This is a genomic window from Streptacidiphilus sp. PAMC 29251 (assembly GCF_054208735.2).
On record NZ_CM135725.2, the window covers coordinates 6,662,873 to 6,683,833 of the forward strand.

The following is a 20,961-nucleotide window of genomic DNA, read 5'->3' on the forward strand; positions in this document are numbered from 1 at the left end:
CGATCAATGCGTTCGATACCTGCGGTGGACGGGCCGTGGGTGCGTCGGTGTGCAGGTTGCAGGAAGGGGAACGAGCATGGCGGCCATGAAGCCGCGGACGGGCGACGGCCCGCTCGAGGTGACCAAGGAGGGGCGGGGCATCGTCATGCGAGTACCGCTCGAAGGCGGCGGACGGCTGGTGGTCGAACTGACCCCCGACGAAGCCGACGCGCTGGGCGAGGCGCTGAAGAAGGCCTGCGGCTGACGACCTCCTTGTCGCGAAGAGTGTGAAGACTGTGGCCCTGGCCTCGGACCCCTGAATCAGAGGGCCGGTACCAGGGCCACAGTCGCGCCCGCGGCCGCTTCAGCCGCTTCGGTCCCTGACGGCTTCAGTGCTTGACCGCGCAGAGCAGCCCGTCGCCGATCGGCAGCAGCGCGCTGAACAGCCCGGGGTGCTCCCGGACGGTGCGCACCAGCTCCCGCGCGGCCTGGCTCTGCGCCTCGAACGCGGCCGCGTCCAGCGCGCTGACCGCCCCCTCGAAGCAGACCATTCCCCCTGGTCGGAGCAGGCGCAACGATTCAGCGAGGTACTCCGGGGTCTCGGCCGGGTCGCCGTCGCAGAACACCAGGTCGTACTGGCCGTCGGCGAGCCGCGGCAGCACGTCCAGGGCCGCGCCGGGGATGCAGCGGGCCCGGCCGGTGGCGAAGCCCGCGTCGGCGAAGACCTCCCTGGCCTGGCGCTGCAGCCCGGGCTGGATGTCGACGGTGGTGAGCACGCCGTCCGGGCGCATCCCGCGCAGCAGGCAGATCCCGGACACCCCGGCGCCGGTGCCGATCTCGGCGATGGCGCGCGCGCCCAGCGCGGCGGTGAGCACGGTCAGCGCCGCGCCGCTGGCGGGGGAGACCGGGCGGACCGTGGCGAGTTCCGACTGCCTGCGGGCATGCAGCAGCACCTCGTCCTCCACCGCGTAGGCGTCGGCGAGGCCGGCGTCCGACTGCCCGTAGCCGGTGATGGGTGCTCCCTCTCGTGCGGACTCTCGTGCGAGATCGTTGGGTCGACGGTGCTGGCCACAGGTTAGTGGGTCTTGGAGGAACCCGAGCGGGGCGCGGCCCGTTGGAGAGGTGGGTCATAGCGACGGGCGCCGACCGCGTTGCTCCGACCCGGCGAATCGCCGCAGGTGAAGTCGTATGGTGATTGGCTTTTATCCGGTACTAACGGGTGAGGCGGATATGGTGGTAGCCCTGCTTGGCAGAAGAGCCGAACGAGGAGGTGTGGCTGAGGGGGGCGCCGGTTCGCGGCACGTTCGCGGCCATGCGTCGGCCCTGATGCCAAAGCCCGTGATGAGTGAGTCGAAGCCCGAGCACGCGCAGAGCACGCAGACCGCCTCCTTCGACGAGGGGGGCGCGGTTCCTGCCTGGACCCCGCCCAGCTGGGAGGAGATCGTCCAGACGCACAGCGCCCGGGTGTACCGACTCGCCTACCGGTTGACCGGTAACCAGCACGACGCCGAGGACCTCACCCAGGAGGTCTTCGTCCGGGTGTTCCGATCCCTGTCCACGTACACGCCCGGCACTTTCGAGGGCTGGCTGCACCGGATCACCACCAACCTGTTCCTGGACATGGTCCGCCGCAAGCAGCGGATCCGCTTCGACGCGCTGGCCGAGGACGCCGCCGAGCGCCTGCCCAGCCGCGAGCCCTCGCCCGCGCAGCACTTCCACGACACCCACTTCGACGCGGACGTCCAGCAGGCGCTGGACACCCTTGCGCCCGAATTCCGGGCCGCCGTGGTGCTCTGCGACATCGAGGGCCTCTCCTACGAGGAGATCGCCGCGACCCTGGGCGTCAAGCTCGGCACCGTCCGCAGCCGGATCCACCGGGGCCGCGCGCACCTGCGCAACGCCCTGCAGCACCGCGCGCCGGGTGCGGCCGAGGGCCGCGAGCGCCGGGCCGGCGCCAGCGCCGAGCCGGCCGAGGCCGCGCTGACCGGGGCGGGACAGGTGGGTGCCGAACCCCGCGACGAGCTCGCGGAACGGAGGCGGTCGCTGTGAGTGAGCAGCCCCGCCGCGCCAGACCGCAGGACATCGCGGTCGAGGTGGTCGAACTACGGGTGGACCGCACCGCGCTCAGCACCGCGCCCCCGGCCGCGGAGAACCACCTGGGCGACCGGTTGGCCGCCTTCGTGGACGGCGAGCTGGACCACGACGCCCGCGAGCGGGTCCAGTCGCACCTGGCGACCTGTGACGGATGTCTCGCCCGCGCCGAGGACGAGCGCCGGGTCAAGAGCCGGGTCTCGGCCGCCCTGCCGCCCGATCCCAGCGCCCTGTTCCTCTCCAAGCTGATGTCCATCGCCGGCGACCAGGACGAGCAGCCCCCGGGCGGCTCCGCCCCCGGGCCGCAGTCCCGCCGCGGTTTCGGCGGCAGCGTGTTCGGCGGCTCCGGCGGCGCTTTCGGTGGCGGTTTCGGCAGCATGGACGGCGGCTCCGGCGGCTGGGGCTCGCACGGCCTCGGCAACGGCCGGTTCGGCAGCGGCGCGCTGGGCGCGGAACACCCGCTCCCCGGGGTCGACCCGCGGGCCGAGCGCGGCCTGCCGTTCCTCGGTGAGGCACGTCCGATCGCGGCCCGGCTGCGCTCCGGCTTCGCCCCCTCGGGCTCCTCCGCGGCCTCGGGCCCGGTCAGCGCCCGTGCGGACGCCTTCGCGGACCAGGAGCGCGGCTCCGCGCCCCGCCCGCCGCAGAGCCGCCCCTCGGCGGCCCGCGGCCGACGCTTCGCCTTCGCGGCCGCCGGGGCCTTCTCGGTCGCCGCGGTGGCCCTCGGCAGCGCCATCACCGGCGTCACCGCCGCCGAGCCGACGGTGGACGAGCCCTACGGCAGCGTCACCCCGGCCGCGGAGACCCCCGGCAGCACCGTCGGCGGCGACTACGGCCGCGGCACCGGCCAGCTCGCCTTCGGCGTCCCGGTCAACGCCCCGGTCAACGCCCCCGCCGAGAACGCGCCGTACGGCACCCAGTTCGGCAACGGGGCGCTCGCCCCGGCCGCGGCGTCGGCGACCTCCCTGCCCACCACCGGCTACCACCCGGGCCTGTCCGCCCTGAGGTAGCCCGCCGAGGTTGCCCTGCGGAGGTTGCCCCGCCGTTCACCCGAACCTGGTTGAATCGTGCCCTCCAACTGGAGGGCGGTGCGGCAGATGGGTGAAGAAGGCGACGGCAGTGCCGGTCCGCCCTGCTGGTGGAGCCATCCGGACGGGCCCACCGGCCGGGGTCCCGGGTTCCGGCTGCCGCAGGGCTGCGCCCCGTCGGTCGGCCGGATCGTGCCACTGGCCCCGCCCGGGCCCGCTCGGCGGCGCTTCGGCCGCCTGCGGCAGCACCTGCGGATCGCGGTGCTGGCCGTCCTCGCGGTGCTCTGCGCCGGTCTGCTCGGCGGCGGGGTCGGCGCGGTGGTGCAGGGCACCCGCCAGGGCGGCCGGATCACCCTGCAGCCGGTCACCGACGTCAATGTCGCCCGCCCGCCCGGCACCACCGCGGACCTGGTGAAGACCGTCCTGCCCGGCGTGGTCTACCTGAGCGTCCGCACGGCCGGGGCGGTCACCACCGGGACCGGCATCGTGCTGGACGGGGCCGGGCACATCCTCACCAACAACCATGTGGTGGCCCCGGAGGGGAAGCCGGGCCAGGTCACCGTCACCTTCAGCACCGGCCAGAACCACCCGGCCGAGCTGGTCGGCCGGGACGTCGACGCGGACCTGGCGGTGATCCAGGTCAAGGGCGTCCGGGGGCTGCGCCCGCTGGCCCTGGGCAGCGCCGCGCACCTGGAGGTCGGCGACCCGGTGGTGGCCATCGGCGCCCCGTTCGGCCTGGTCGGCACGGTCACCTCGGGCATCCTCAGCGCCAAGGACCGCCCGCTCACCTCCGGCAGCGCCGGCCCGGGCGCCGGCCTGGCCCACCTCGACGCGCTGCAGACCGACGCCCCGATCAACCCCGGCAACTCCGGCGGCCCGCTGCTGGACGCGACCGGGGCCGTGGTCGGCGTCAACACCGTGATCCGTTCCGCCGACCCCGACAGCGAGGACCCCTTCGGCGCGGAGGAGGACAGCGGCAGCATCGGCCTGGGCTTCGCGATACCCGTGGACCGGGCGGTGCTGGTCGCCGAGCAGCTGATCAACAGCGGCCGCGCGGCCCGCGCCACCACCGGCGCGACGGTGGACCTGCGCTACCAGGGCGGCGCCAGGGTCACCTCGGCCCGCCCGGCCGGCCGCACCGGGCTGAGGGCCCGCGACGTGGTCACCGCGGTCGACGGCACCCCGGTGACCAGCGGGGACGACCTGGTCTCGCTGGTCCGCGGACGCAATCCCGGCAGTACGGTGGTCCTCACCGTCCGGCGCGGCGGCACCGGCCTCCAGCTCCCGGCCGTACTCCGTTCAGCCCAGGGACCCGCGCCCGCCGACAGCGCGTAGCCCCGTGACCATTCGATTGGGTCGCCGGGCCGACTAGGCTGGGGCCAGGTACACCGCTCTGTCCACGAGCGGGAGACTTCACCTCCCAGGGGAGCCGCACGGTGTTCGACATAAGTCCATTCAAGCTGGTGGCGCTGGTCGTCCTCGCCGTGATCATCTTTGGCCCCGACAAGCTGCCCAAGCTGGTCTCCGAGGTGATGGGCTTCATCCGCAAGGTGCGGGCGTTCTCCGAGACGGCCAAGGAGGACATCCGCAAGGAGCTGGGACCCGAGTTCAAGGACTTCGAGTTCGAGGACCTCAACCCGAAGACCTTCGTCCGCAAGCAGATGGCCACCCACGGCGAGGACTTCGGCCTCAGCGACCTCAAGGAGCTGCGGAACGGCTTCACCAAGGACGCGGCGGACGCCACGGCCGCGGTCCGGGCCGTCCGCGCCGACCCGCTGGCCAAGGTCGCCGTCGACGGCGACAGCGGCGCGGCCGACACGGCCGGGCCCTCACTGAGCAAGAGCACTGCTCTCGCCCCGGACGAGCGGCCCCCGTACGACCTCGACGCGACCTGACCCCGCGCCACCTGACGTTGCGTCGGGTGGCTCGGGGCGGCCCCCGCTATTGTTCTGATCCGACAGAACAGGAGGCCGAGATGGACACCACGAGCCGCACCGAACCCAACATCGAGGCGTATCTGCGCGCGGACTTCCCCTGGTACAGCCTGGACGAGGGCTGGACCGGGCGCCGCTGGCTGGCCCCCGCCGGCACCTCCCCGGACGGCGCGGTGGACTACGGCTCCATCGGCCACGGCGACGAGCCGGTCCGCAGCTACGGCAAGCAGGAGCCGGAGACCCGCCGCTACGCCGTGGTGGTCACCGTGGCCCGGCGGCCGGGACGCCGGCTCGGCGACGGCACCGGAACCCTGGACGCCACGTCGGTGGCCTCAGCGGCGTGGCTGGCCGGCGCGGGGCTGCTGGCCGCGACCGAGCAGTCGCCGCTGGCGCGGGACATACGGCAGAACTGGATGGACCAGCAGTCCGCGCTGGCCTGGGACCTCGCCGACGACCTGCAGGGGCCCGGCTGGTCCTCACTGACCCTCCCGGTGAACGGCACCCCGCAGCCGTTCCGCTACCGCGAGTCCGAATACGGCTGGGTCCTCGCGGGAGACGCCCCCGGGGTGCACCTGGGCGCCTACGGCCGCGGCGTCAGCGCCTACGCCTTGGGCTTCACGACAGTGACGGACCTGGCTGTGTACGCGGAGTAGTCAGCTGCAGGTAGGTGGGGGTGACCGTTCGCGCAGTTCCCCGCGCCCCCAGGTTGTGCAACTGGCCCAGTTGCAGACCCCCAGGGGCGCGGGGAACTGCGCGAACAGAAACCCCACCCACGTGCACGCTAAGAACAGGTCAGAACTTGTTCCGCGGCGTGATCCCCAGCGACAGCCCCGCCAGCCCCCGCTGCCGCGCCCCCAGCTTCGAAGCAATCGCGCGCAACGCGCGCCCCGCGGGGGAGTCGGGGTCCGTCAGGACCACCGGCTTGCCCTCGTCGCCGCCCTCCCGCAGCCGCAGGTCGATCGGGATGCTGCCCAGCACCGGCACGCTCGCCCCGGTCGCCTTGGTCAGCGCGTCGGAGACGGTCTTCCCGCCGCCGGTGCCGAAGACGTCCACCATCTCGCCGCAGTGCGGGCACGGCATGCCGGACATGTTCTCGATCACGCCGACGATGGTCTGGTGCGTCTGCAGTGCGATCGTCCCGGCCCGCTCGGCCACCTCCGCGGCGGCCTGCTGCGGGGTGGTGACGATCAGGATCTCGGCGTTGGGCACCAGCTGCGCCACCGAGATGGCGATGTCCCCGGTGCCGGGCGGCAGGTCCAGCAGCAGCACGTCCAGATCGCCCCAGTAGACGTCGGCGAGGAACTGCTGCAGCGCCCGGTGCAGCATCGGGCCGCGCCAGACCACCGGGGCGTTGCCCGGGGTGAACATGCCGATCGAGATGACCTTCACGCCGTGCGCCGAGGGCGGCATGATCATGTTGTCGACCTGGGTCGGACGGCCGTCCGCGCCCAGCATCCGGGGGATGCTGTGGCCGTAGATGTCGGCGTCGACGATGGCCACCTTCAGCCCGTCCGCGGCCAGCGCCGCGGCGAGGTTGACGGTCACCGAGGACTTGCCGACCCCGCCCTTGCCGGAGGCCACCGCGTAGACCCTGGTCAGCGACCCGGGCTTGGCGAAGGGGATCTCCTTCTCGGCCTGGCCGCCGCGCAGCATCGAGGTCAGCTCCTGGCGCTGCTCGGTGCTCATCACGTCCAGCTCGACCTCGACCGAGGTGATGCCGGGGACGGCGCCGACCGCTTCGGTGACGCTGTTGGTGATGGTCTCCCGCATCGGGCAGCCGGAGACGGTGAGGAAGACGGCGACCCTGGCCGCGCCGGTGGGGTCGATCTCCACCGATTTGACCATCCCCAGCTCGGTGATGGGACGGTGGATCTCCGGGTCCTGCACCGTACCGAGGGCCGCGCGTACGGACTCCTCGAGAACGGTTGCCTGCGTGTCAGAAGCCATGGACTGAATGGTACGGCGCGCGGGCCGCCACCCTACGCAGGGGGATCGTCGTGGTCCGCCCCGGGTTTGCGCTGTTCCAGCTCCTTGAGCAGCGCCTGCAGCTCGGAGCGGAGGAAGTCGCGGGTGGCCACCTCGCCCAGGCCCTGCCGCAGCGCGGCGACCTCCCTGGTCAGGTACTCGGTGTCGGCGACATTGCGCTCGCCCCTGGCCCGGTCCTGCTCCATGTTGACCTTGTCCCGGTCGTCCTGCCGGTTCTGCGCCAGCAGGATCAGCGGGGCGGCGTAGGAGGCCTGCAGCGACAGCGCCAGGGTCAGGAAGATGAAGGGGTACTCGTCGAAGCGCCAGGCGTGCGGGGCCAGGAAGTTCCAGCCCACCCACAGCAGCACGATCAGGGTCATCCAGACCAGGAACCGGCCGGTGCCCAGGAACCGGGCGATCCGCTCGGAGAACCGCCCGAAGGCGTCCGAGTCCGGGTTGGGCAGCGTGACGAAGCTGCGGCGGCGCTGCTTCGGCTGGTCCAGCCGGTTGCGCCGACGGTCATCGGCCATCTGCGGCCACCTCCTCCGGGATGTCGGCGCCGTGCAGCGCGGACTCGCGCCAGTCCTCCGGCAGGATGTGGTCGAGCACGTCGTCCACGGTGACCGCGCCCAGCAGGTGGTCGTGCACGTCCACGATCGGCGCGGCGACCATGTTGTAGGTGGCCAGGTAGCTGGTGATCCGGGGTAGCTCGGTGTCCGGCGACAGCGGGTCCAGATCGCCGTCCACGATCGCGCCGAGCAGGGTGTACGGGGGCTCCCGCAGCAGCCGCTGGAAGTGCACCAGGCCCAGGTAGGTGCCGGTCGGGGTCTCGGTCGGCGGGCGGCAGACGTAGACCTGGGCGGCCTGGGCCGGTTTCAGGTCGGCGTTGCGGACCCGGGCCAGCGCCTCGGCCACGGTGGCGTCCGGCTCCAGCACGATCGGCTCGGTGGTCATCAGCCCGCCCGCGGTGTGCTCCTCGTAGCTGAGCAGCCGGCGGACCGGGGCGGCCTCGTCCGGCTCCATCAGCTGCAGCAGCCGCTCCGCGTCCTCGGGTGGCAGCTCGGACAGCAGGTCGGCGGCGTCGTCCGGGTCCATCGCCTCCAGCACGTCGGCGGCCCGCTCCTGGTGCAGCCCGGCCAGGATCGCCACCTGGTCGTCCTCGGGCAGTTCCTCCATCACGTCGGCGAGCCGCTCGTCGTCCAGCGCGGCGGCGACCTCGGAGCGGCGCTTGGGGGAGAGGTGGTGCAGCACGTTCGCCAGGTCGGCCGGGCGCAGCTGCTCGAAGGTGGCCAGCAGGTTGGCCGCGCCCTGGTCCTCCTCGCGCAGCGCGAAGCCGCTGACGGAGGACCAGTGCACGGTCAGCGTCTCGCCCTTGCGGCGCAGCCGGCCGCCGGTGGCCCGCCACCAGCCCTGGGCCGAGGTGCTGCCGGCGGCGCCCGCCCTGCCCTTCTCCACGAAGACCTTGTCGATCTCCCAGTCGCGGCTGCGGGTCTGCACCATCGACACGTCCAGCACGGTGACGGTCTCCTCCGCGGAGCCGTGCGCACCGCCGAGCAGGGTGACCCTGCGGTCCAGCAGCTCGGCCAGCACCAGGGTCTCGGTGGGCCGCTGCTCGAACCGGCGCATGTTTATCACCCCGGTGGTGATCACCTGTCCGGACTCCAGGCTGGTCACCCGGTTCATCGGCAGGAACACCCGGCGCTTGCTGACCACCTCCACGGCGAAGCCCAGCACCTTCGGCGGCCGGCCTCCGAGCCGCAGGCTGACCACGAGGTCGCGGATCCGCCCGACCTGGTCGCCGCTGGGGTCGAAGACCGCCATCCCGGCCAGGTGCGAGATGAACACGCGGGAGGACGCTCCGGTCATCGCGGGACTTCCTGCCTGTCTGTCGGTGGACTCCGGGTAGTGCGAGGTCACGAGCCGGGTAGGGCCAGATTAGCGGGGTGCGGGGACTGCCGCTGTCCCAATCCGGGGCGGGGGGCGGCGGTCACACCGCGCTTCTTACCTCTGCCCGCCTTTGCCCTTCCTGCCCCTGTTCCTGCCGCGCCCGAACAGCAGCCGGGGCAGGGCGGCCGGGACCGGCAGCCGGGTGGTCGCCGGGGTCGGCACCGGGGCGGCGGCGTGGGAGCCGGTCGGCAGCGCGTCCGGGCCGGTGACCGGCCCCTCGACGGGGACCAGCCGGAGCAGCCGGGACTCGCGGGCCCAGCGCTCGGTCACCGTGGCGTGGTCGGGGGAGTTCAGCCGCTTGCCCTTCAGCTCCTCGGCGGCGGCGGTCCAGGCCTCGCTGCCGGGGACCAGCTGCTCCACCCGCACCGGCCAGGAGACCAGCCGTCCGCCCTTGTCCTTGCTGCGGGCGGTCAGCACGGTCAGCTGGCCGTCGGCCAGCCCGTGCAGCGGCTGCTCCGCGCCCTCGCCGAGCACCAGCACCGCCCCGTCGTGCCACACCTGCCACACCGGCCGGTCCGTCTGGTCGGCGATCCGGACCCACAGCAGCCCGGACTTCTTCGCCGACTCCTCCACCAGGGCCCGGTCCAGCAGCTCCACGCTCAGCTCAGTCATGGGCGGAAGCGTACGGCGTCCGACCCTCGGAACAGTCTCGCCCGCCCCGCGTCAGTCTCGTACCATCAGGACACCCCTTACAGGGGTCTGAGTTCGAGGAGCCCCGTGCAGACGTCCCCCACCACGACCGCCGCCGCGCCCCGCCGGTGGCCGGGCACCCGGACCTCTCCACCGTGCCGAGGATCGACTTCCTGCTGCTGGCGCTCGCCGTCAGCGGCGTCGCCTTCTCGGCCCCGCTGATCACCGCGACCGCCGCGCCGGTGCTGGCCATCGCGTTCTGGCGGAACTGCCTCGCCTCCGGCGTGCTCTCGCCGATCGCGCTGCTGCGGCACCGCGCCGAGCTGCGGGCGATGAGCCGGCGGACGGTGCTGCTCTGCCTCGCCGCGGGCGCGTTCCTGGCGGTGCACTTCGCGATGTGGCTGCCCAGCCTGCGGATGACCTCGATCGCCTCCTCCACCGCGCTGTGCACCATCACCCCGCTGTGGACCACGCTGTTCCTGCGGCTGCGCGGGCAGCAGGTGCCGCGGACGGTCTGGATCGGCACCGCCATCTCCTTCGGCGGGGTGCTGGTGCTGACCGGCGTCGACTTCACCCTCTCCGCCCGCGCCCTGGCCGGGGACGGCCTCGCGCTGGGCGCGGGGATCGCCGCGTCCGGCTACTTCCTGCTCGGCAGCGAGGTCCGCAGGAACACCAGCACCACGGTCTACACCTTCGTCTGCTACACCACCACGGCCGTGCTGCTGCTGGTCGGCTGCCTGGCCTCGGGGCAGGCGCTGACCGGCTACAGCGCGGACACCTGGCTGAAGATCCTGCTGCTCACGGTGGCCGCGCAGTTCCTCGGACACTCCCTCAGCAACCGGGTGGTGCGCACCCTCGGGCCCTCGCTGGTGTCCACCGCGATCCTGCTGGAGACCCCCGGCGCGGCCCTGATCGCCGCGGTCTGGCTGGGCCAGCTGCCCCCGGTCGCGGTCTATCCGGCGGTGGCGATGGTCCTGGTCGGTCTGGTGGTGGTGATCCGCGGCCAGCAGCGCAGGTCCTAGGCGGCGGGTCCGCGCCCGCAGGTCCTAGGCTGCTGAGCCCGTAGGCTGCTGAGCCATGCACAACGACCAAGTCCTGAGCGCCGTCGAGGCCCGCCTGATCACCACCTTCGGGGAGCCGGACGCCCGCGCCGCGGTCACCTTCCTCGGCACGGACCGGATCGAGGTGCTGCGGTTCCTCGGCGACGAGGGGCTGGTCCGCTACGCCACCCTGGGGATGTCCGCCGCGCCGATGGGCGACCCCACCAGCGTGGTCGCCGATCCGGTCCGCGGCCCCCGGGCCGAACTGCTGCTGACCGTGCGCGGGGGCCGCGACGAGGTGCTCAGGCCGCTGGCCACGCTCGCCGCGTCGCCGCAGGTCGAGGGCCTGGTGGTGGCCCCGGGGGCCTCGCTGGACCTGGGCGGCCCGCTCTGGGCCGGGGCCCCTTCACCGCCTTCCTGGTGGCGGAGCCCGGCGGCCTGGTCGAGGATCTGGAGCTGCCCGAGCCGATCGACCCGGTGCGGTTCCTGCCGCTGCTGCCGATGACCCCCAACGAGGCCGCCCACAAGCGGGTGCACGGCGCGGCGGAACTGCAGGAACGCTGGCTCCGCCACGGCACCGACCTGCGCGACCCGCACCGGCGCGGCGTCCCGCTGGGGGACTAGCAGGGTCGAGGGACCAGGAGGTCCGGGGCCGGCCGTCAGTTGCTGACCGGCTTGGCGCCGGTGGCCTGGGCCAGCAGGGCCTGGTAGACCTCGGGGGCGGTGGTGTTGGCACCGAGCCGGACCGCTTTGCGGTCGCCGTGGTAGTCGCTGGAGCCGGTGGCCAGCAGGCCGAGGTCGGCGGCGAGGCCGCGCAGGTGGGCCCTGGTCGGCTCGTCGTGGTCGATGTGGTCCACCTCGACCCCGCCCAGCCCGGCCGCCGCGAGGTCGGCGATCACCTGGTCGGAGACGGTACGCCCGCGCTTGTGCGCGCCGGGGTGCGCGAAGACCGGGACGCCGCCGGCCGCGCGGACCAGCCGGACCGCCTCGAAAGGGTCGAACTCGCGCTTCCTGACGTCGGCCCGGCCGCCGTTGGCGAGCCAGTCGGCGCTGAACGCCGCGTCCACGCTCGGCACCACCCCGGCCTCCACCAGCGCGCTCGCCACATGCGGACGCCCCACCGCGCCGTCGCCGGCGATCCGCTGGACCTGGGCCCAGCTGATCGGCGCCCCCAGCGCCCGGCAGCGCTCGACCATCGCCTCGGCCCGCCGGAACCGGTCGGTGCGGACCAGCTCCCGCTCCCGGGTGAACTCCGGGTGCTCGGGGTCGAACAGGTAGGCGAGCAGATGCATCGAGATGCCGTCGACATGGCAGGACAGCTCGGCCCCGGTCACCAGGGTCAGCCCGGCCGGCAGCGCGGCCAGGGCCTCCGGGTACCCGGTCACGGTGTCGTGGTCGGTCAGCGCCACCACGTCCAGTCCTGCGGCGGCGGCGTTGCGCAGCAGCTCGGCGGGGGTGTCGGTGCCGTCCGAGGCATTGCTGTGGGTGTGCAGGTCGATGCGCACGGGTGCGGGCTCCAAGGCGTCGGCGGTGATGCCCCGAGCCTAGAGCTTGTCTCTGCCGTGTCGGCGGCCGGTCAGCCGAGCAGGCGGGGGGAGAGGGCGCCGCAGGGGAGCAGGTCCAGTTCGGCGCCGGCGTCGCGGAGGTCGGTGAGCACCAGTTCCTCGTACATCAGCAGTCCGCTGCGCTCGGGCCAGACGATGGCCCAGAGCCACAGCCCGCGGGCCTCGCCGACGAAGACGGCGCGGTCGTCGGCGGCGCCGGGGACGTGCCAGAGCGCGGTCGGCCGTCCGGCCGCGAGCACCTTGGCGTGCGGGGGGCGGTCGACGGCGATCGCGTCGCCGGGGTCCGGCCCTGGCAGCCCGGCGAAGCGGGCGCCGAGCCCGACGCCCAGCTCCTCGGCCACCAGCACCAGCTCGCCGGGACCGCCGAGCGGTCCTGGCCCTGAGCAGGCCACGGCGGTGGCACGGCCGCCGGACAGGTCGTCACCCGCGTGGGCGATGCCGGTGAACAGCCAGCCGACCGGCAGCGGCCAGGGCATCCAGACCGGGACCTCGGCGCGGGCCACGGCGACGGTGAGCGCCTCCACGCTGGGAGGGACCACAGGCTGGAGCGGATGAACGGTGCCGTGTGCGTCGCACTGCCATGCGTCGGTGAACAGGCCGGGAGCGCGGACACGGCCCCCGCACCTCGGGCAACTGGGCTCGCCCCTCATGGGGCACAACGGTCCTCCCTCCCGACCGCGTCGTCAAGGACGATCACCCGGTCGGTGGGGGATAGGTGTATTTAGCAACTAGGTAGATGTATGATGCATCTATATCGCGCAAGCGGACACAGCAGCAGAGTCGAAGGAGGCAGGTCGTGGGCAGTCCACAGACACTGACCGGATTCCAGGAGCACGAGCAGGAGCGAGGCAGCATCCTGCACCAGCCCATGGCGGTCTGGGCGACCGCGGGAGCGGCCGTCGTGGCCTTCATGGGCATCGGTCTGGTCGACCCGATCCTCCCCTCCATCGCCAAGGGCCTGAACGCCGACGCCGGGCAGGTCTCGCTCCTGTTCACCAGCTACTTCCTGGTCACCGCGGTGGCGATGCTGGTCACCGGCTGGGTCTCCAGCCGCATCGGCGGCAAGAAGACGCTGCTGATCGGGCTGGCCCTGGTGGTCGCCTTCGCCGCGCTGGCCGGCACCTCCAGCAGCGTCGGCGAGCTGGTCGGCTTCCGGGCCGGCTGGGGCCTCGGCAACGCGCTCTTCGTCTCCACCTCGCTGGCGGTCATCGTCGGCGCGGCCACCGGCGGCAGCGAAGCCGCCATCCTGCTCTACGAGTCGGCCCTCGGCCTGGGCATGGCCTGCGGCCCGCTGCTCGGCGCGGTGCTCGGCAACATGAAGTGGCGCTACCCCTTCTTCGGGACCGCGACGCTGATGGCGATCGGCTTTGTGGCGATCACCTTCCTGCTCAAGCCGCAGCCCAAGCCGGTCAGGAAGGTCGGCCTCTCCGAACCCCTGCGCGCGCTCGGTCACAAGGGCCTCGCCTCCACCGCGGCCAGCGCCTTCTTCTACAACTACGCGTTCTTCACCGTGCTCGCGTTCTCCCCGTTCGTGCTGGACATGAGCCCGTACCGGAGCGGCGGGGTGTTCTTCGCCTGGGGGCTGCTGCTCGCGGTCTGCTCGGTGTTCGCCGCGCCCCGACTGCAGGACCGCTTCGGTTCGCTCACGGTGCTGGGCTCCTCACTGGTGCTGCTCGCCGCCGACCTGCTGCTGCTCGGCTACGGCTCGCACACCCAGGCGGTGGTCGCCACCGTGCTGTCCGGGGCCTTCATCGGGATGAACAACACCATCTACACCGAACTGGCCCTGGAGATCTCCGACGCCCCGCGTCCGGTGGCCTCGGCCGGCTACAACTTCGTGCGCTGGTTCGCGGCCGCGGCGGCGCCGTTCGTCGCGCCCAAGCTCGCCGACCATGTGAACATCCATATGCCGTTCGTGGTCGCGTCCGGGACCGCGCTGCTGGCGATGCTGGTGGTCGTGGTGCAGCGGAAGCACCTGCGGCACGACGCGGCCGAGCTGGCGCCGGCGGGCGAGGCGCTCGCCGACGAACTCGCCACCGCGCGGGCCTGACATCGAGCGGGGGCCTGAGGACCGGAACGCGGAAGGGCCCGGCAGGCGTGTGCCTGCCGGGCCCTTCGGTCGGTTGCGCTGTCAGTCGTTCGTCGTGCCCGTTCAGGAAGCCTGGTACGGGCGGATGTAGAGCCGTTCTCCGGTCGCGGCGGCGTGCTCCACCATGGTTGCGCACGGTTTCCGCATCGGCGATGAGTCGGTCCGTGGTGCTGCCGTCGATCTCGCTCAGACGCATGATCTCAAATCGCATGGGCGTCTCCCCTTCCAAATCCACTGCCCACTCTGCAGCACGGCTGCGTCGTGGTGATTGCCCATCCGTTAATGCCGGGTATCGGCTGTTCGACGGATGGGGAAGTGATGGGCACGCAAGGCGTGCACTCAGGTGAACAGCCACGATCGGCATCTTTATTCCGCTCTCGGTAAGTTTACCGAAAGCAGTGGCGGATGTCCTCGCGATAAACAGATATGACGGTGCGTCCGATATCGGCGACTAGCTGACGCCGGACCAGAACTCGTTCAGCGCCGCGGCGGTGGCCGCGGGCTGCTCCGCGTTGGGGGAGTGCGCGGCGCCCGGGACGGCCACGTGCCGTGCGCCCAGCCGCAGTGCCATCTGCGCCTGCTCCGGCACCGGCCAGGCGTAGTCGCGCTCCCCGGACAGCACCAGGGCCGGCAGCCCGGCCTTGGCCAGCGCGTCCACCCGGTCCGGTTCCACGGTCAGCTGCCGGCCCATCGCGGCCAGCGCCTCGGGGACGTTGGCCAGCCAGCGGCGGTGCAGGAACTCGGCGATCTCGGGGCGCAGCGACTGCGCGGTCTCGGACGCCGCCTCCAGCTCCTTCATCGCCTCCCAGATGGCCTCCATGTCCATCACCGGCGGCAGCACCGAGACCAGCAGCAGCTCGGCCCGCCCGGCCTCCTCCGGGCTGACCGCGCCGGGCCCGGTGCCCATCAGCGTCAGCGAGTCCCAGGGCAGGGCGTCCGGGCCCTGCGCCACACAGCGCAACACGGCCTCGCGGACCACATAGCCGCCGAAGGAGTGCCCCAGCAGGTGGACCGGTCCCGCGACGGCGGGCACCAGGCCGGCCACGGCCCGGTCCACCGCCAGCAGGTCCAGCGCCAGCGGTTCGAGCCCGTAGGCGGCCTCGTCGGCGGGGCCGCCGGTCTCGTACTGCCCGCGCTGGTCCACCGCGACCACCTGGAACCCGGCCGCGGCCAGCGGCTCCAGCAGGGCGATGAAGTCCTCCTTGCTGCCGGTGAAGCCGGGGACCAGCAGCGCGGTGCCCCGGATCGGCCCGGACGGCGGCAGCGCGTGCAGCGCCGCGAACTCCCCCCGCGCGGTCGCCAGCCGGATGCTCCGGGCCAAGGCCGGCAGGGAGAGGAACGGGGGCGTGCTCATGGCGTACTCCATCCTGGGCGCGACCGGATACCGCTGATCAGACCCTAACCGGCCGAGATGACGGTGGTGTGGCGCGGGCGGGACACGGCGGGAACGGCGGAGGGCGCGGGCGGGGCGACCGGTGGTCGTCCTGCCCGCGCCCTCCGCAACTGCTCCTTGTTGCTCAGCGCAGGCCGCGGGCCTCGGCTGCGGCGGTGGCCGCCGCGGCGTCGGCGAGGCGCTCGCTGCGGCGGCGACGGCGCGGCACGGCGTCGCCGGTCGCGGTCGCTGCCGTAGCGGTCACCGCGGCCGCGGTGCGGCGCTGGCGCGGAGCCGGGACCTCGGCCGGGGTGGGCATGGCCGAGGCCGCGCCCTCCGGACGTCCGGCCCGGCGCCGCCCGCGCGGGGCGGGGGTGCTCGGCGCGGTCTGGGTGGGGCTGCTGACCTGGCTGTTCACCGCGGTCGCGGTGGCGGCTGCCTCCACCACGGTGGCGGCCGGGCGGCTGCTGCGACGGCGGCTGCGCGGCGCGGCGGCCTCGGTCGGGGCCTCGGCCCCGGCGGCGGGAGCCGCCTCGACCAGGGTGTCGACCTGCGCCTCGACGGTGGCCCTGGGGGCGCGGCGGCGGCGCGGGGCCGGAGCGGCCTCGGTCTCCGTCACCTGCTCCGTCACGTTCTCCAGGACGGTCTCCGCGGCGGCGTCCGGCGCGGTGTCGGCCGGAACGGCCGGCACCTCGGCGCTGACTCCGCCACGACGGCGGCGGCTGCGCGGGGCGGGGGCCTCGACCGGCTCCACCGTCTCGGTCACCGCGACCGGGGCGAAGGCCGGGGTCTCGTCGACGTCCGCAGTGACCTCGGTCACCAGCACCGGAGCCTCGGCCGCGCCACGACGGCGGCGACGGCTGCGCGGGGCCGACTCCTCGGCGCCGCTGTCGGCCTGCGCCTCGGCGGTGATCTCCACCGGGTCGGTGCCGGCCGTCTCGGCGGCCACGACCAGCTGCTCGCCGTCACCGGCCCGGGTACGGCGGCGCTGGCGCTCGCGACGCGGGCGCTGCTCCTCGGCCGGGGCCTCGGCGGCGGGCGCCGGACGGCGACCGTCCCCGCGTCCGGCGTCGGTGCGGACGGCGTCCGGGCGACCGGCGTCGCGTCCACCGCGTCCGCCGGTGGCGGGACGGGCGTCCCGGCCGCCGGCGCCGCGGGCGGCGCGTCCACCGGGCTCGCCCAGGTCCTCGATGACCTCGGCGCCGAGACCCGCACGGGTGCGGTCGGCGCGCGGCAGCACGCCCTTGGTGCCGGGGGCGATGTTCAGCAGCTCGAAGAGGTGCGCCGAGGTGGAGTAGGTCTCCTCGGGCTCGGCCAGGCCGAGCTCCAGCGCCTTGTTGATCAGGCCCCAGCGGGGGACGTCGTCCCAGTCGACCAGGGTGACGGCGGTGCCCGACGCGCCCGCGCGGCCGGTGCGGCCGATGCGGTGCAGGTAGGTCTTCTCGTCCTCGGGGCACTGGTAGTTGATGACATGCGTCACACCGTCGACGTCGATGCCGCGGGCGGCCACGTCGGTGCAGACCAGCACGTCCACCTTGCCGTTGCGGAAGGCGCGCAGCGCCTGCTCGCGGGCGCCCTGGCCGAGGTCGCCGTGCACCGCGCCGGCCGCGAAGCCGCGGGTGGTGAGCTGCTCGGCGACATCGGCGGCGGTGCGCTTGGTGCGGCAGAAGATCATGGCCAGGCCGTGGCCCTCGGCCTGCAGGATCCGGGAGACCAGCTCGACCTTGTCCATGTTGTGGGCACGGAAGGCGTGCTGCTTGACCGAGGCGACGGTGTGTCCGGTGTCGTCCGGAGCGGCGGCCCTGATGTGGGTGGGCTGGGTCATGTAGCGCCGGGCCAGGCTGATCACCTGGCCGGGCATGGTGGCCGAGAACAGCATGGCCTGCCGCTTGGCCGGCAGCATGGTCATGATCTTCTCGACGTCGGGCAGGAAGCCCAGGTCGAGCATCTCGTCCGCCTCGTCCAGCACCAGGATGCGGACGGCGGAGAGGTCCAGCTTGTGCTGGCGGGCCAGGTCGAGCAGCCGGCCGGGGGTGCCGACGACCACGTCGACGCCCTTCTGCAGCGCCTCGACCTGCGGCTCGTACGCCCGGCCGCCGTAGATGGCGAGCACCCGGACGTTGCGGACCTTGCCGGCCGTCTGCAGGTCGTTGGTGACCTGGGTGCACAGCTCGCGGGTCGGGACGACGACCAGGGCCTGCGGCGTCGACGGCAGGTCCGCGGGGGTGCAGCGGCCGGCGTCCACGTCGGCGGAGACCCGCACGCGGTCGATGATGGGGAGCCCGAAGCCCAGGGTCTTGCCAGTGCCGGTCTTGGCCTGGCCGATGACGTCGTGGCCGCTCATGGCGACCGGGAGCGTCATCTCCTGGATCGGGAACGCGTTGATGATGCCGACGGCCTCGAGGGCCTCTGCGGTCTCGGGGAGTACCCCGAGCTCTCGGAACGTAGTCAGGACGATGCCTCTTCCGGTGTGTGCGGCCTGGCGGGGGGCGGCCGGGCGTCCGTACGTCGCGTACGTGCGCATTGACCGCAACCGGCTACCTCGCGGCCGTCCCGCGTGCCGGCTCGTCCTCGCGCGGACTCGTTCGTCACGCGCGGTCGGGCGGCACTGCGGACGGCCATTGATGGGAGGATCCGGCGCGGGACCGCTGAGGTGCGGTCTGCGGCGGCCCTCGCTCGGCCACTGCGGGCCCTTCGTGTGTCCGTCCCCGGATCGGAAGGGCTGGGTCGGTCGGAGCCGATCGTTCCACCGACCGGGCATCCGCATTCGTGAGGGCCGGGTGGGCTGCCAGAGCAGCGCATACGCCGGTCCTCACTACCACTGTACCCTCAAGCGAATGATCGAACATCTGACGCGGACGACAGTCTGGCAACTGTGACGGATAAAGTGCCGCATATGGAGACTCCTGAGGACGGCACGGGCGACACCATCGGCGACTGGGAGAGCTGCGCGGCGAACCCGGAGTACCGCGCCGCCGTCCTCGATCTGCTCGGCGCGCTGGCGTACGGGGAGCTCAGCGCGTTCGAGCGGCTGGCCGAGGACGCCAAGCTGGCGCCGACCCTGGAGGACAAGGCGGCGCTGGCCGGGATGGCCGCCGCCGAGTTCCAGCACTACCGGCTGCTGCGGGACCGGCTGGCCGAGGTCGGCGCGGACCCCACCTCGGCGATGCAGCCCTTCGCCGAGCCGCTGGACGCCTTCCACCGGCTGACCGCCCCGGCCGACTGGCCGGAGAGCCTGGTCAAGGCCTATGTCGGGGATTCCATCGCGTCCGACTTCTACCGCGAGGTCGCGGTCCGGCTGGACAGCGACACCCGGGATCTGGTGCTGAGCGTCATGGCCGACACCGGCCACGCCGGATTCGCGGTGGAGAAGGTGCACCAGGCGATCGAGGCCGACCCCAGGATCGGCGGACGGCTGGCGCTGTGGGGCCGGCGGCTTATGGGCGAGGCGCTGAGCCAGGCCCAGCGGGTGGTCGCCGAGCGCGACGCGCTGTCCAACCTGCTGGTCGGCGGGGTCGAGGTGCGCGGCTTCGACCTGGTGGAGGTCGGCAAGATGTTCAACCGGATCACCGAGGCGCACACCCGCCGGATGGCGGCGCTGGGCCTGGCCTCCTGAGCAGCGCTGCTGGCCTCCTGAACAGCGCTGATGACGTCAGAGCGCGTGGTGCGGGTGCTGGACCGACGGTGATCGCCGGTCCGGGCGGGCCAGCAGCGAGACCAGCAGGCAGGAGCCGACGGCCGAGATCGGGACGGTCGCGTACAGGTGCCCCGCGCCGATGACGGCGTGCCCGAGGCTGCCGGTCAGCAGCGCCGCGCACAGCCCGGTCAGCACGGTGACGCCCCGGTGGGCGGTGAAGAGACGTGGCAGCAGCAGCGTGGCGGCTGCCCCGACGGCCAGTCCGACCAGGGCGAACGCGAGCAGTTCCAGCGGCATCAGGTTGGCTCCTCCCGGGTTGTGCGGCTTCCTCCCAGGGAGTACCCAGGGACGGCCCGGGGCATGCGGAACGTACCGATCTGCGCCGGTTGCTGGCCGGAATCCACCCACAGGACGGACCTGTCGTGCGACTCGCGCGGGCGTCGGATATGCGTCCCGTGTGCGGCGGACCCGGCCGGCCGGGAACGAGCGGTGCCCCGCCCCCGCCGAGGCGGGAACGGGGCACTGTCGAAGGGCGGTGCGACGACGTCAGATCGCGCCGAAGCCGACCTTGCGCGCCGTCTGCTCGCCGATCTCCACGTAGGCGAGGCGCTCGGCCGGAACCAGGACCTTGCGGCCGTGCTCGTCCGTGAGCTTCAGCAGCTTGGCGCTGCCGTCGAGCGCTGCGGCAACCGCGCTCTCGACCTCATCGGCAGTCTGCGAGCTCTCGAGAACGATCTCCCGAGCCGCGTTCTGCACGCCGATCTTGACCTCCACGGCTACGTCCCTCCGGCCCCTCAAGGCGTTGCTTGTCATTCCATGCGCGGATGATCGCGCCGTACGGGGCCAACCTTAGACCGAGTGGCAGTGGCTCCGGGCCCGGCTCAGTGCGGAGCCGTGTCGCCGCCGTGCATCGGGAAGCCCTTGAGGCCGCGCCAGGACAGGCTGGAGACCAGGCGGACGGCCTCGTCCTTGGGGATGGTCCGGCCCTGGGCCAGCCAGAACCGGGCGGTGATCTGGCACAGGCCGCAGACGCCGACGGCGAGCAGCATGGCCTCCTCCTCGGGGAGGTCGGTGTCCTCCGCGATCACCTTGCTGACCAGGGTCGCGGTCGCCCGGGTCACCGCCTCGACCCGCTCGCGCACCGCGGTCTCATTGGTCAGGTCCGACTCGAAGACCAGCCGGAAGGCGCCGGACTCGGCCGCGACATAGGCGAAGTACGCCTCGGTGGTGGCCAGCACCCGGAGCTTGTTGTCCGTGGTGGCCTCCAGCGCGGTGCGGATGGCCTCGACCAGGGCGTCGCAGTGCTTGTCCAGCAGCGCCAGGTAGAGCTCCAGCTTGCCGGGGAAGTGCTGGTACAGCACGGGCTTGCTGACACCGGCGCGCTCGGCGATGTCGTCCATGGCAGCGGCGTGGTAGCCCTGGGCGACGAACACCTCCTCGGCGGCACCGAGCAGCTGGTTGCGTCGGGCGCTGCGCGGCAGGCGACCGGTCGCGGTCTTGCCTGTGCGCGGGCGCTCGTCCGTGTCCTGAACAGCCGTCACGGTGCTCCCCTCTCACGGTAGGGCGGGTGGTGCTTCCGGGCGTCATCCTACTTGTCGGTAATCCCGTACGCCCCAGGTCGCCGAAAGAAAGTCCGGCCGATGTGTTGTGGATATCCCACAACACAGGTCATCTTAGACCCTCCGTT

21 protein-coding genes and 1 pseudogene are annotated in these 20,961 nt (G+C 72.9%); 10 read left to right on the plus strand and 12 right to left on the minus strand.

The annotated features are described in order from the left end of the window. Positions 1–76 precede the first annotated feature (76 nt). Positions 77–244, plus strand: a complete 168-nt coding sequence (locus tag ACXKR8_RS31860) for a DUF3117 domain-containing protein (protein WP_107101321.1) — start codon at positions 77–79, stop codon at positions 242–244. Between the two features lie 124 nt (positions 245–368). Here the strand turns inward: ACXKR8_RS31860 and ACXKR8_RS31865 are convergent, their stop codons facing one another. Further along, entirely contained in the window at positions 369–992 is a 624-nt protein-coding gene (locus ACXKR8_RS31865) for an O-methyltransferase (protein WP_458275128.1), read from the minus strand. Between the two features lie 328 nt (positions 993–1,320). On the opposite strand from ACXKR8_RS31865, the gene sigE reads away from it, so the two are divergent. The 5 genes from sigE to ACXKR8_RS31890 all read left to right on the plus strand — a co-directional run bounded on the left by sigE (position 1,321) and on the right by ACXKR8_RS31890 (position 5,682). Further along, entirely contained in the window at positions 1,321–2,028 is a 708-nt protein-coding gene (gene sigE, locus ACXKR8_RS31870) for an RNA polymerase sigma factor SigE (protein WP_458268025.1), read from the plus strand. After that, positions 2,025–3,077 carry an anti-sigma factor family protein gene (locus ACXKR8_RS31875; protein WP_458268026.1) on the plus strand — a complete coding sequence of 351 codons (1,053 nt, stop codon included), beginning with the start codon at positions 2,025–2,027 and terminating at the stop codon, positions 3,075–3,077. Before sigE ends, ACXKR8_RS31875 begins: the two co-directional genes overlap by 4 nt. A gap of 87 nt (positions 3,078–3,164) precedes the next feature. Beyond that, entirely contained in the window at positions 3,165–4,430 is a 1,266-nt protein-coding gene (locus ACXKR8_RS31880; protein ID WP_458268027.1) for a S1C family serine protease, read from the plus strand. A gap of 101 nt (positions 4,431–4,531) precedes the next feature. Continuing rightward, positions 4,532–4,990 (plus strand): sec-independent translocase, encoded by a 459-nt coding sequence (locus ACXKR8_RS31885; RefSeq protein ID WP_458268028.1) that lies wholly within the window; start codon positions 4,532–4,534, stop codon positions 4,988–4,990. Positions 4,991–5,070: 80 nt separating this feature from the next. Continuing rightward, complete coding sequence (locus ACXKR8_RS31890; protein WP_458268029.1) at positions 5,071–5,682, plus strand: hypothetical protein; 612 nt, start codon at positions 5,071–5,073, stop codon at positions 5,680–5,682. Between the two features lie 139 nt (positions 5,683–5,821). On the opposite strand, the gene ACXKR8_RS31895 is transcribed toward ACXKR8_RS31890, so the two are convergent. From ACXKR8_RS31895 to ACXKR8_RS31910, 4 genes are all read right to left on the minus strand, one after another. Beyond that, positions 5,822–6,976 carry an Mrp/NBP35 family ATP-binding protein gene (locus tag ACXKR8_RS31895; protein WP_458268030.1) on the minus strand — a complete coding sequence of 385 codons (1,155 nt, stop codon included), beginning with the start codon at positions 6,974–6,976 and terminating at the stop codon, positions 5,822–5,824. A 32-nt stretch (positions 6,977–7,008) separates the two neighbouring features. Further along, positions 7,009–7,524 (minus strand): DUF1003 domain-containing protein, encoded by a 516-nt coding sequence (locus ACXKR8_RS31900; RefSeq protein ID WP_458268031.1) that lies wholly within the window; start codon positions 7,522–7,524, stop codon positions 7,009–7,011. Further along, positions 7,514–8,860 carry a magnesium transporter MgtE N-terminal domain-containing protein gene (locus ACXKR8_RS31905; protein WP_458268032.1) on the minus strand — a complete coding sequence of 449 codons (1,347 nt, stop codon included), beginning with the start codon at positions 8,858–8,860 and terminating at the stop codon, positions 7,514–7,516. The genes ACXKR8_RS31900 and ACXKR8_RS31905 overlap by 11 nt, the downstream gene beginning before the upstream one ends. 135 nt (positions 8,861–8,995) lie before the next feature. After that, positions 8,996–9,553: a hypothetical protein gene (locus ACXKR8_RS31910; protein WP_458268033.1), complete on the minus strand. Its 558-nt coding sequence runs from the start codon at positions 9,551–9,553 to the stop codon at positions 8,996–8,998. Positions 9,554–9,699: 146 nt separating this feature from the next. Between ACXKR8_RS31910 and ACXKR8_RS31915 the strand changes: the two genes are divergently transcribed. Both ACXKR8_RS31915 and ACXKR8_RS31920 read left to right on the plus strand, forming a co-directional pair. Then, the gene (locus ACXKR8_RS31915) at positions 9,700–10,593 is read left to right on the plus strand and encodes a DMT family transporter (protein WP_462099929.1); all 894 of its coding nucleotides are present in this window, start codon (positions 9,700–9,702) and stop codon (positions 10,591–10,593) included. 55 nt (positions 10,594–10,648) lie between these two features. After that, a pseudogene (locus ACXKR8_RS31920) lies at positions 10,649–11,235 on the plus strand (suppressor of fused domain protein). Positions 11,236–11,270: 35 nt separating this feature from the next. On the opposite strand, the gene ACXKR8_RS31925 reads toward ACXKR8_RS31920, so the two are convergent. Together ACXKR8_RS31925 and ACXKR8_RS31930 are read right to left on the minus strand one after the other, a co-directional pair. Further along, complete coding sequence (locus ACXKR8_RS31925; RefSeq protein ID WP_458268036.1) at positions 11,271–12,116, minus strand: PHP domain-containing protein; 846 nt, start codon at positions 12,114–12,116, stop codon at positions 11,271–11,273. 71 nt (positions 12,117–12,187) lie between these two features. Further along, on the minus strand, positions 12,188–12,826 hold the full coding sequence (locus ACXKR8_RS31930; protein ID WP_458268037.1) for a DUF6758 family protein: 639 nt from the start codon (positions 12,824–12,826) through the stop codon (positions 12,188–12,190). Positions 12,827–13,044: 218 nt separating this feature from the next. Here ACXKR8_RS31930 and ACXKR8_RS31935 point away from each other — a divergent pair, with 218 nt between their 5' ends. Beyond that, positions 13,045–14,226 carry an MFS transporter gene (locus ACXKR8_RS31935; protein WP_458275129.1) on the plus strand — a complete coding sequence of 394 codons (1,182 nt, stop codon included), beginning with the start codon at positions 13,045–13,047 and terminating at the stop codon, positions 14,224–14,226. 490 nt (positions 14,227–14,716) lie between these two features. On the opposite strand, the gene ACXKR8_RS31940 is transcribed toward ACXKR8_RS31935, so the two are convergent. Together ACXKR8_RS31940 and ACXKR8_RS31945 are read right to left on the minus strand one after the other, a co-directional pair. Continuing rightward, complete coding sequence (locus ACXKR8_RS31940; RefSeq protein ID WP_462099930.1) at positions 14,717–15,619, minus strand: alpha/beta fold hydrolase; 903 nt, start codon at positions 15,617–15,619, stop codon at positions 14,717–14,719. Between the two features lie 163 nt (positions 15,620–15,782). After that, positions 15,783–18,161 carry a DEAD/DEAH box helicase gene (locus ACXKR8_RS31945; protein ID WP_458268040.1) on the minus strand — a complete coding sequence of 793 codons (2,379 nt, stop codon included), beginning with the start codon at positions 18,159–18,161 and terminating at the stop codon, positions 15,783–15,785. Between the two features lie 372 nt (positions 18,162–18,533). Between ACXKR8_RS31945 and ACXKR8_RS31950 the strand changes: the two genes are divergently transcribed. Next, complete coding sequence (locus tag ACXKR8_RS31950) at positions 18,534–19,253, plus strand: ferritin-like fold-containing protein (RefSeq protein WP_458268041.1); 720 nt, start codon at positions 18,534–18,536, stop codon at positions 19,251–19,253. A 36-nt stretch (positions 19,254–19,289) separates the two neighbouring features. On the opposite strand, the gene ACXKR8_RS31955 is transcribed toward ACXKR8_RS31950, so the two are convergent. The 3 genes from ACXKR8_RS31955 to ACXKR8_RS31965 all read right to left on the minus strand — a co-directional run bounded on the left by ACXKR8_RS31955 (position 19,290) and on the right by ACXKR8_RS31965 (position 20,815). Beyond that, entirely contained in the window at positions 19,290–19,571 is a 282-nt protein-coding gene (locus tag ACXKR8_RS31955; protein ID WP_458268042.1) for a hypothetical protein, read from the minus strand. A gap of 249 nt (positions 19,572–19,820) precedes the next feature. Next, positions 19,821–20,048 carry a DUF3107 domain-containing protein gene (locus tag ACXKR8_RS31960; protein ID WP_458268043.1) on the minus strand — a complete coding sequence of 76 codons (228 nt, stop codon included), beginning with the start codon at positions 20,046–20,048 and terminating at the stop codon, positions 19,821–19,823. Between the two features lie 107 nt (positions 20,049–20,155). Next, positions 20,156–20,815: a TetR/AcrR family transcriptional regulator gene (locus ACXKR8_RS31965; RefSeq protein WP_458268044.1), complete on the minus strand. Its 660-nt coding sequence runs from the start codon at positions 20,813–20,815 to the stop codon at positions 20,156–20,158. Between the last annotated feature and the right edge of the window lie 146 nt (positions 20,816–20,961).

Bases quoted from the DNA above. Each gene is read 5' to 3' on its own strand.
- ACXKR8_RS31860 (WP_107101321.1), top strand. From the start codon at position 77: ATGGCGGCCATGAAGCCGCGGACGGGCGACGGCCCGCTCGAGGTGACC.
- sigE (WP_458268025.1), top strand. From the start codon at position 1,321: ATGAGTGAGTCGAAGCCCGAGCACGCGCAGAGCACGCAGACCGCCTCC.
- ACXKR8_RS31880 (WP_458268027.1), top strand. From the start codon at position 3,165: ATGGGTGAAGAAGGCGACGGCAGTGCCGGTCCGCCCTGCTGGTGGAGC.
- ACXKR8_RS31890 (WP_458268029.1), top strand. From the start codon at position 5,071: ATGGACACCACGAGCCGCACCGAACCCAACATCGAGGCGTATCTGCGC.
- ACXKR8_RS31895 (WP_458268030.1), bottom strand. From the start codon at position 6,976: ATGGCTTCTGACACGCAGGCAACCGTTCTCGAGGAGTCCGTACGCGCG.
- ACXKR8_RS31900 (WP_458268031.1), bottom strand. From the start codon at position 7,524: ATGGCCGATGACCGTCGGCGCAACCGGCTGGACCAGCCGAAGCAGCGC.
- ACXKR8_RS31905 (WP_458268032.1), bottom strand. From the start codon at position 8,860: ATGACCGGAGCGTCCTCCCGCGTGTTCATCTCGCACCTGGCCGGGATG.
- ACXKR8_RS31910 (WP_458268033.1), bottom strand. From the start codon at position 9,553: ATGACTGAGCTGAGCGTGGAGCTGCTGGACCGGGCCCTGGTGGAGGAG.
- ACXKR8_RS31930 (WP_458268037.1), bottom strand. From the start codon at position 12,826: ATGAGGGGCGAGCCCAGTTGCCCGAGGTGCGGGGGCCGTGTCCGCGCT.
- ACXKR8_RS31935 (WP_458275129.1), top strand. From the start codon at position 13,045: ATGGCGGTCTGGGCGACCGCGGGAGCGGCCGTCGTGGCCTTCATGGGC.
- ACXKR8_RS31940 (WP_462099930.1), bottom strand. From the start codon at position 15,619: ATGAGCACGCCCCCGTTCCTCTCCCTGCCGGCCTTGGCCCGGAGCATC.
- ACXKR8_RS31945 (WP_458268040.1), bottom strand. From the start codon at position 18,161: ATGCGCACGTACGCGACGTACGGACGCCCGGCCGCCCCCCGCCAGGCC.
- ACXKR8_RS31950 (WP_458268041.1), top strand. From the start codon at position 18,534: ATGGAGACTCCTGAGGACGGCACGGGCGACACCATCGGCGACTGGGAG.
- ACXKR8_RS31955 (WP_458268042.1), bottom strand. From the start codon at position 19,571: ATGCCGCTGGAACTGCTCGCGTTCGCCCTGGTCGGACTGGCCGTCGGG.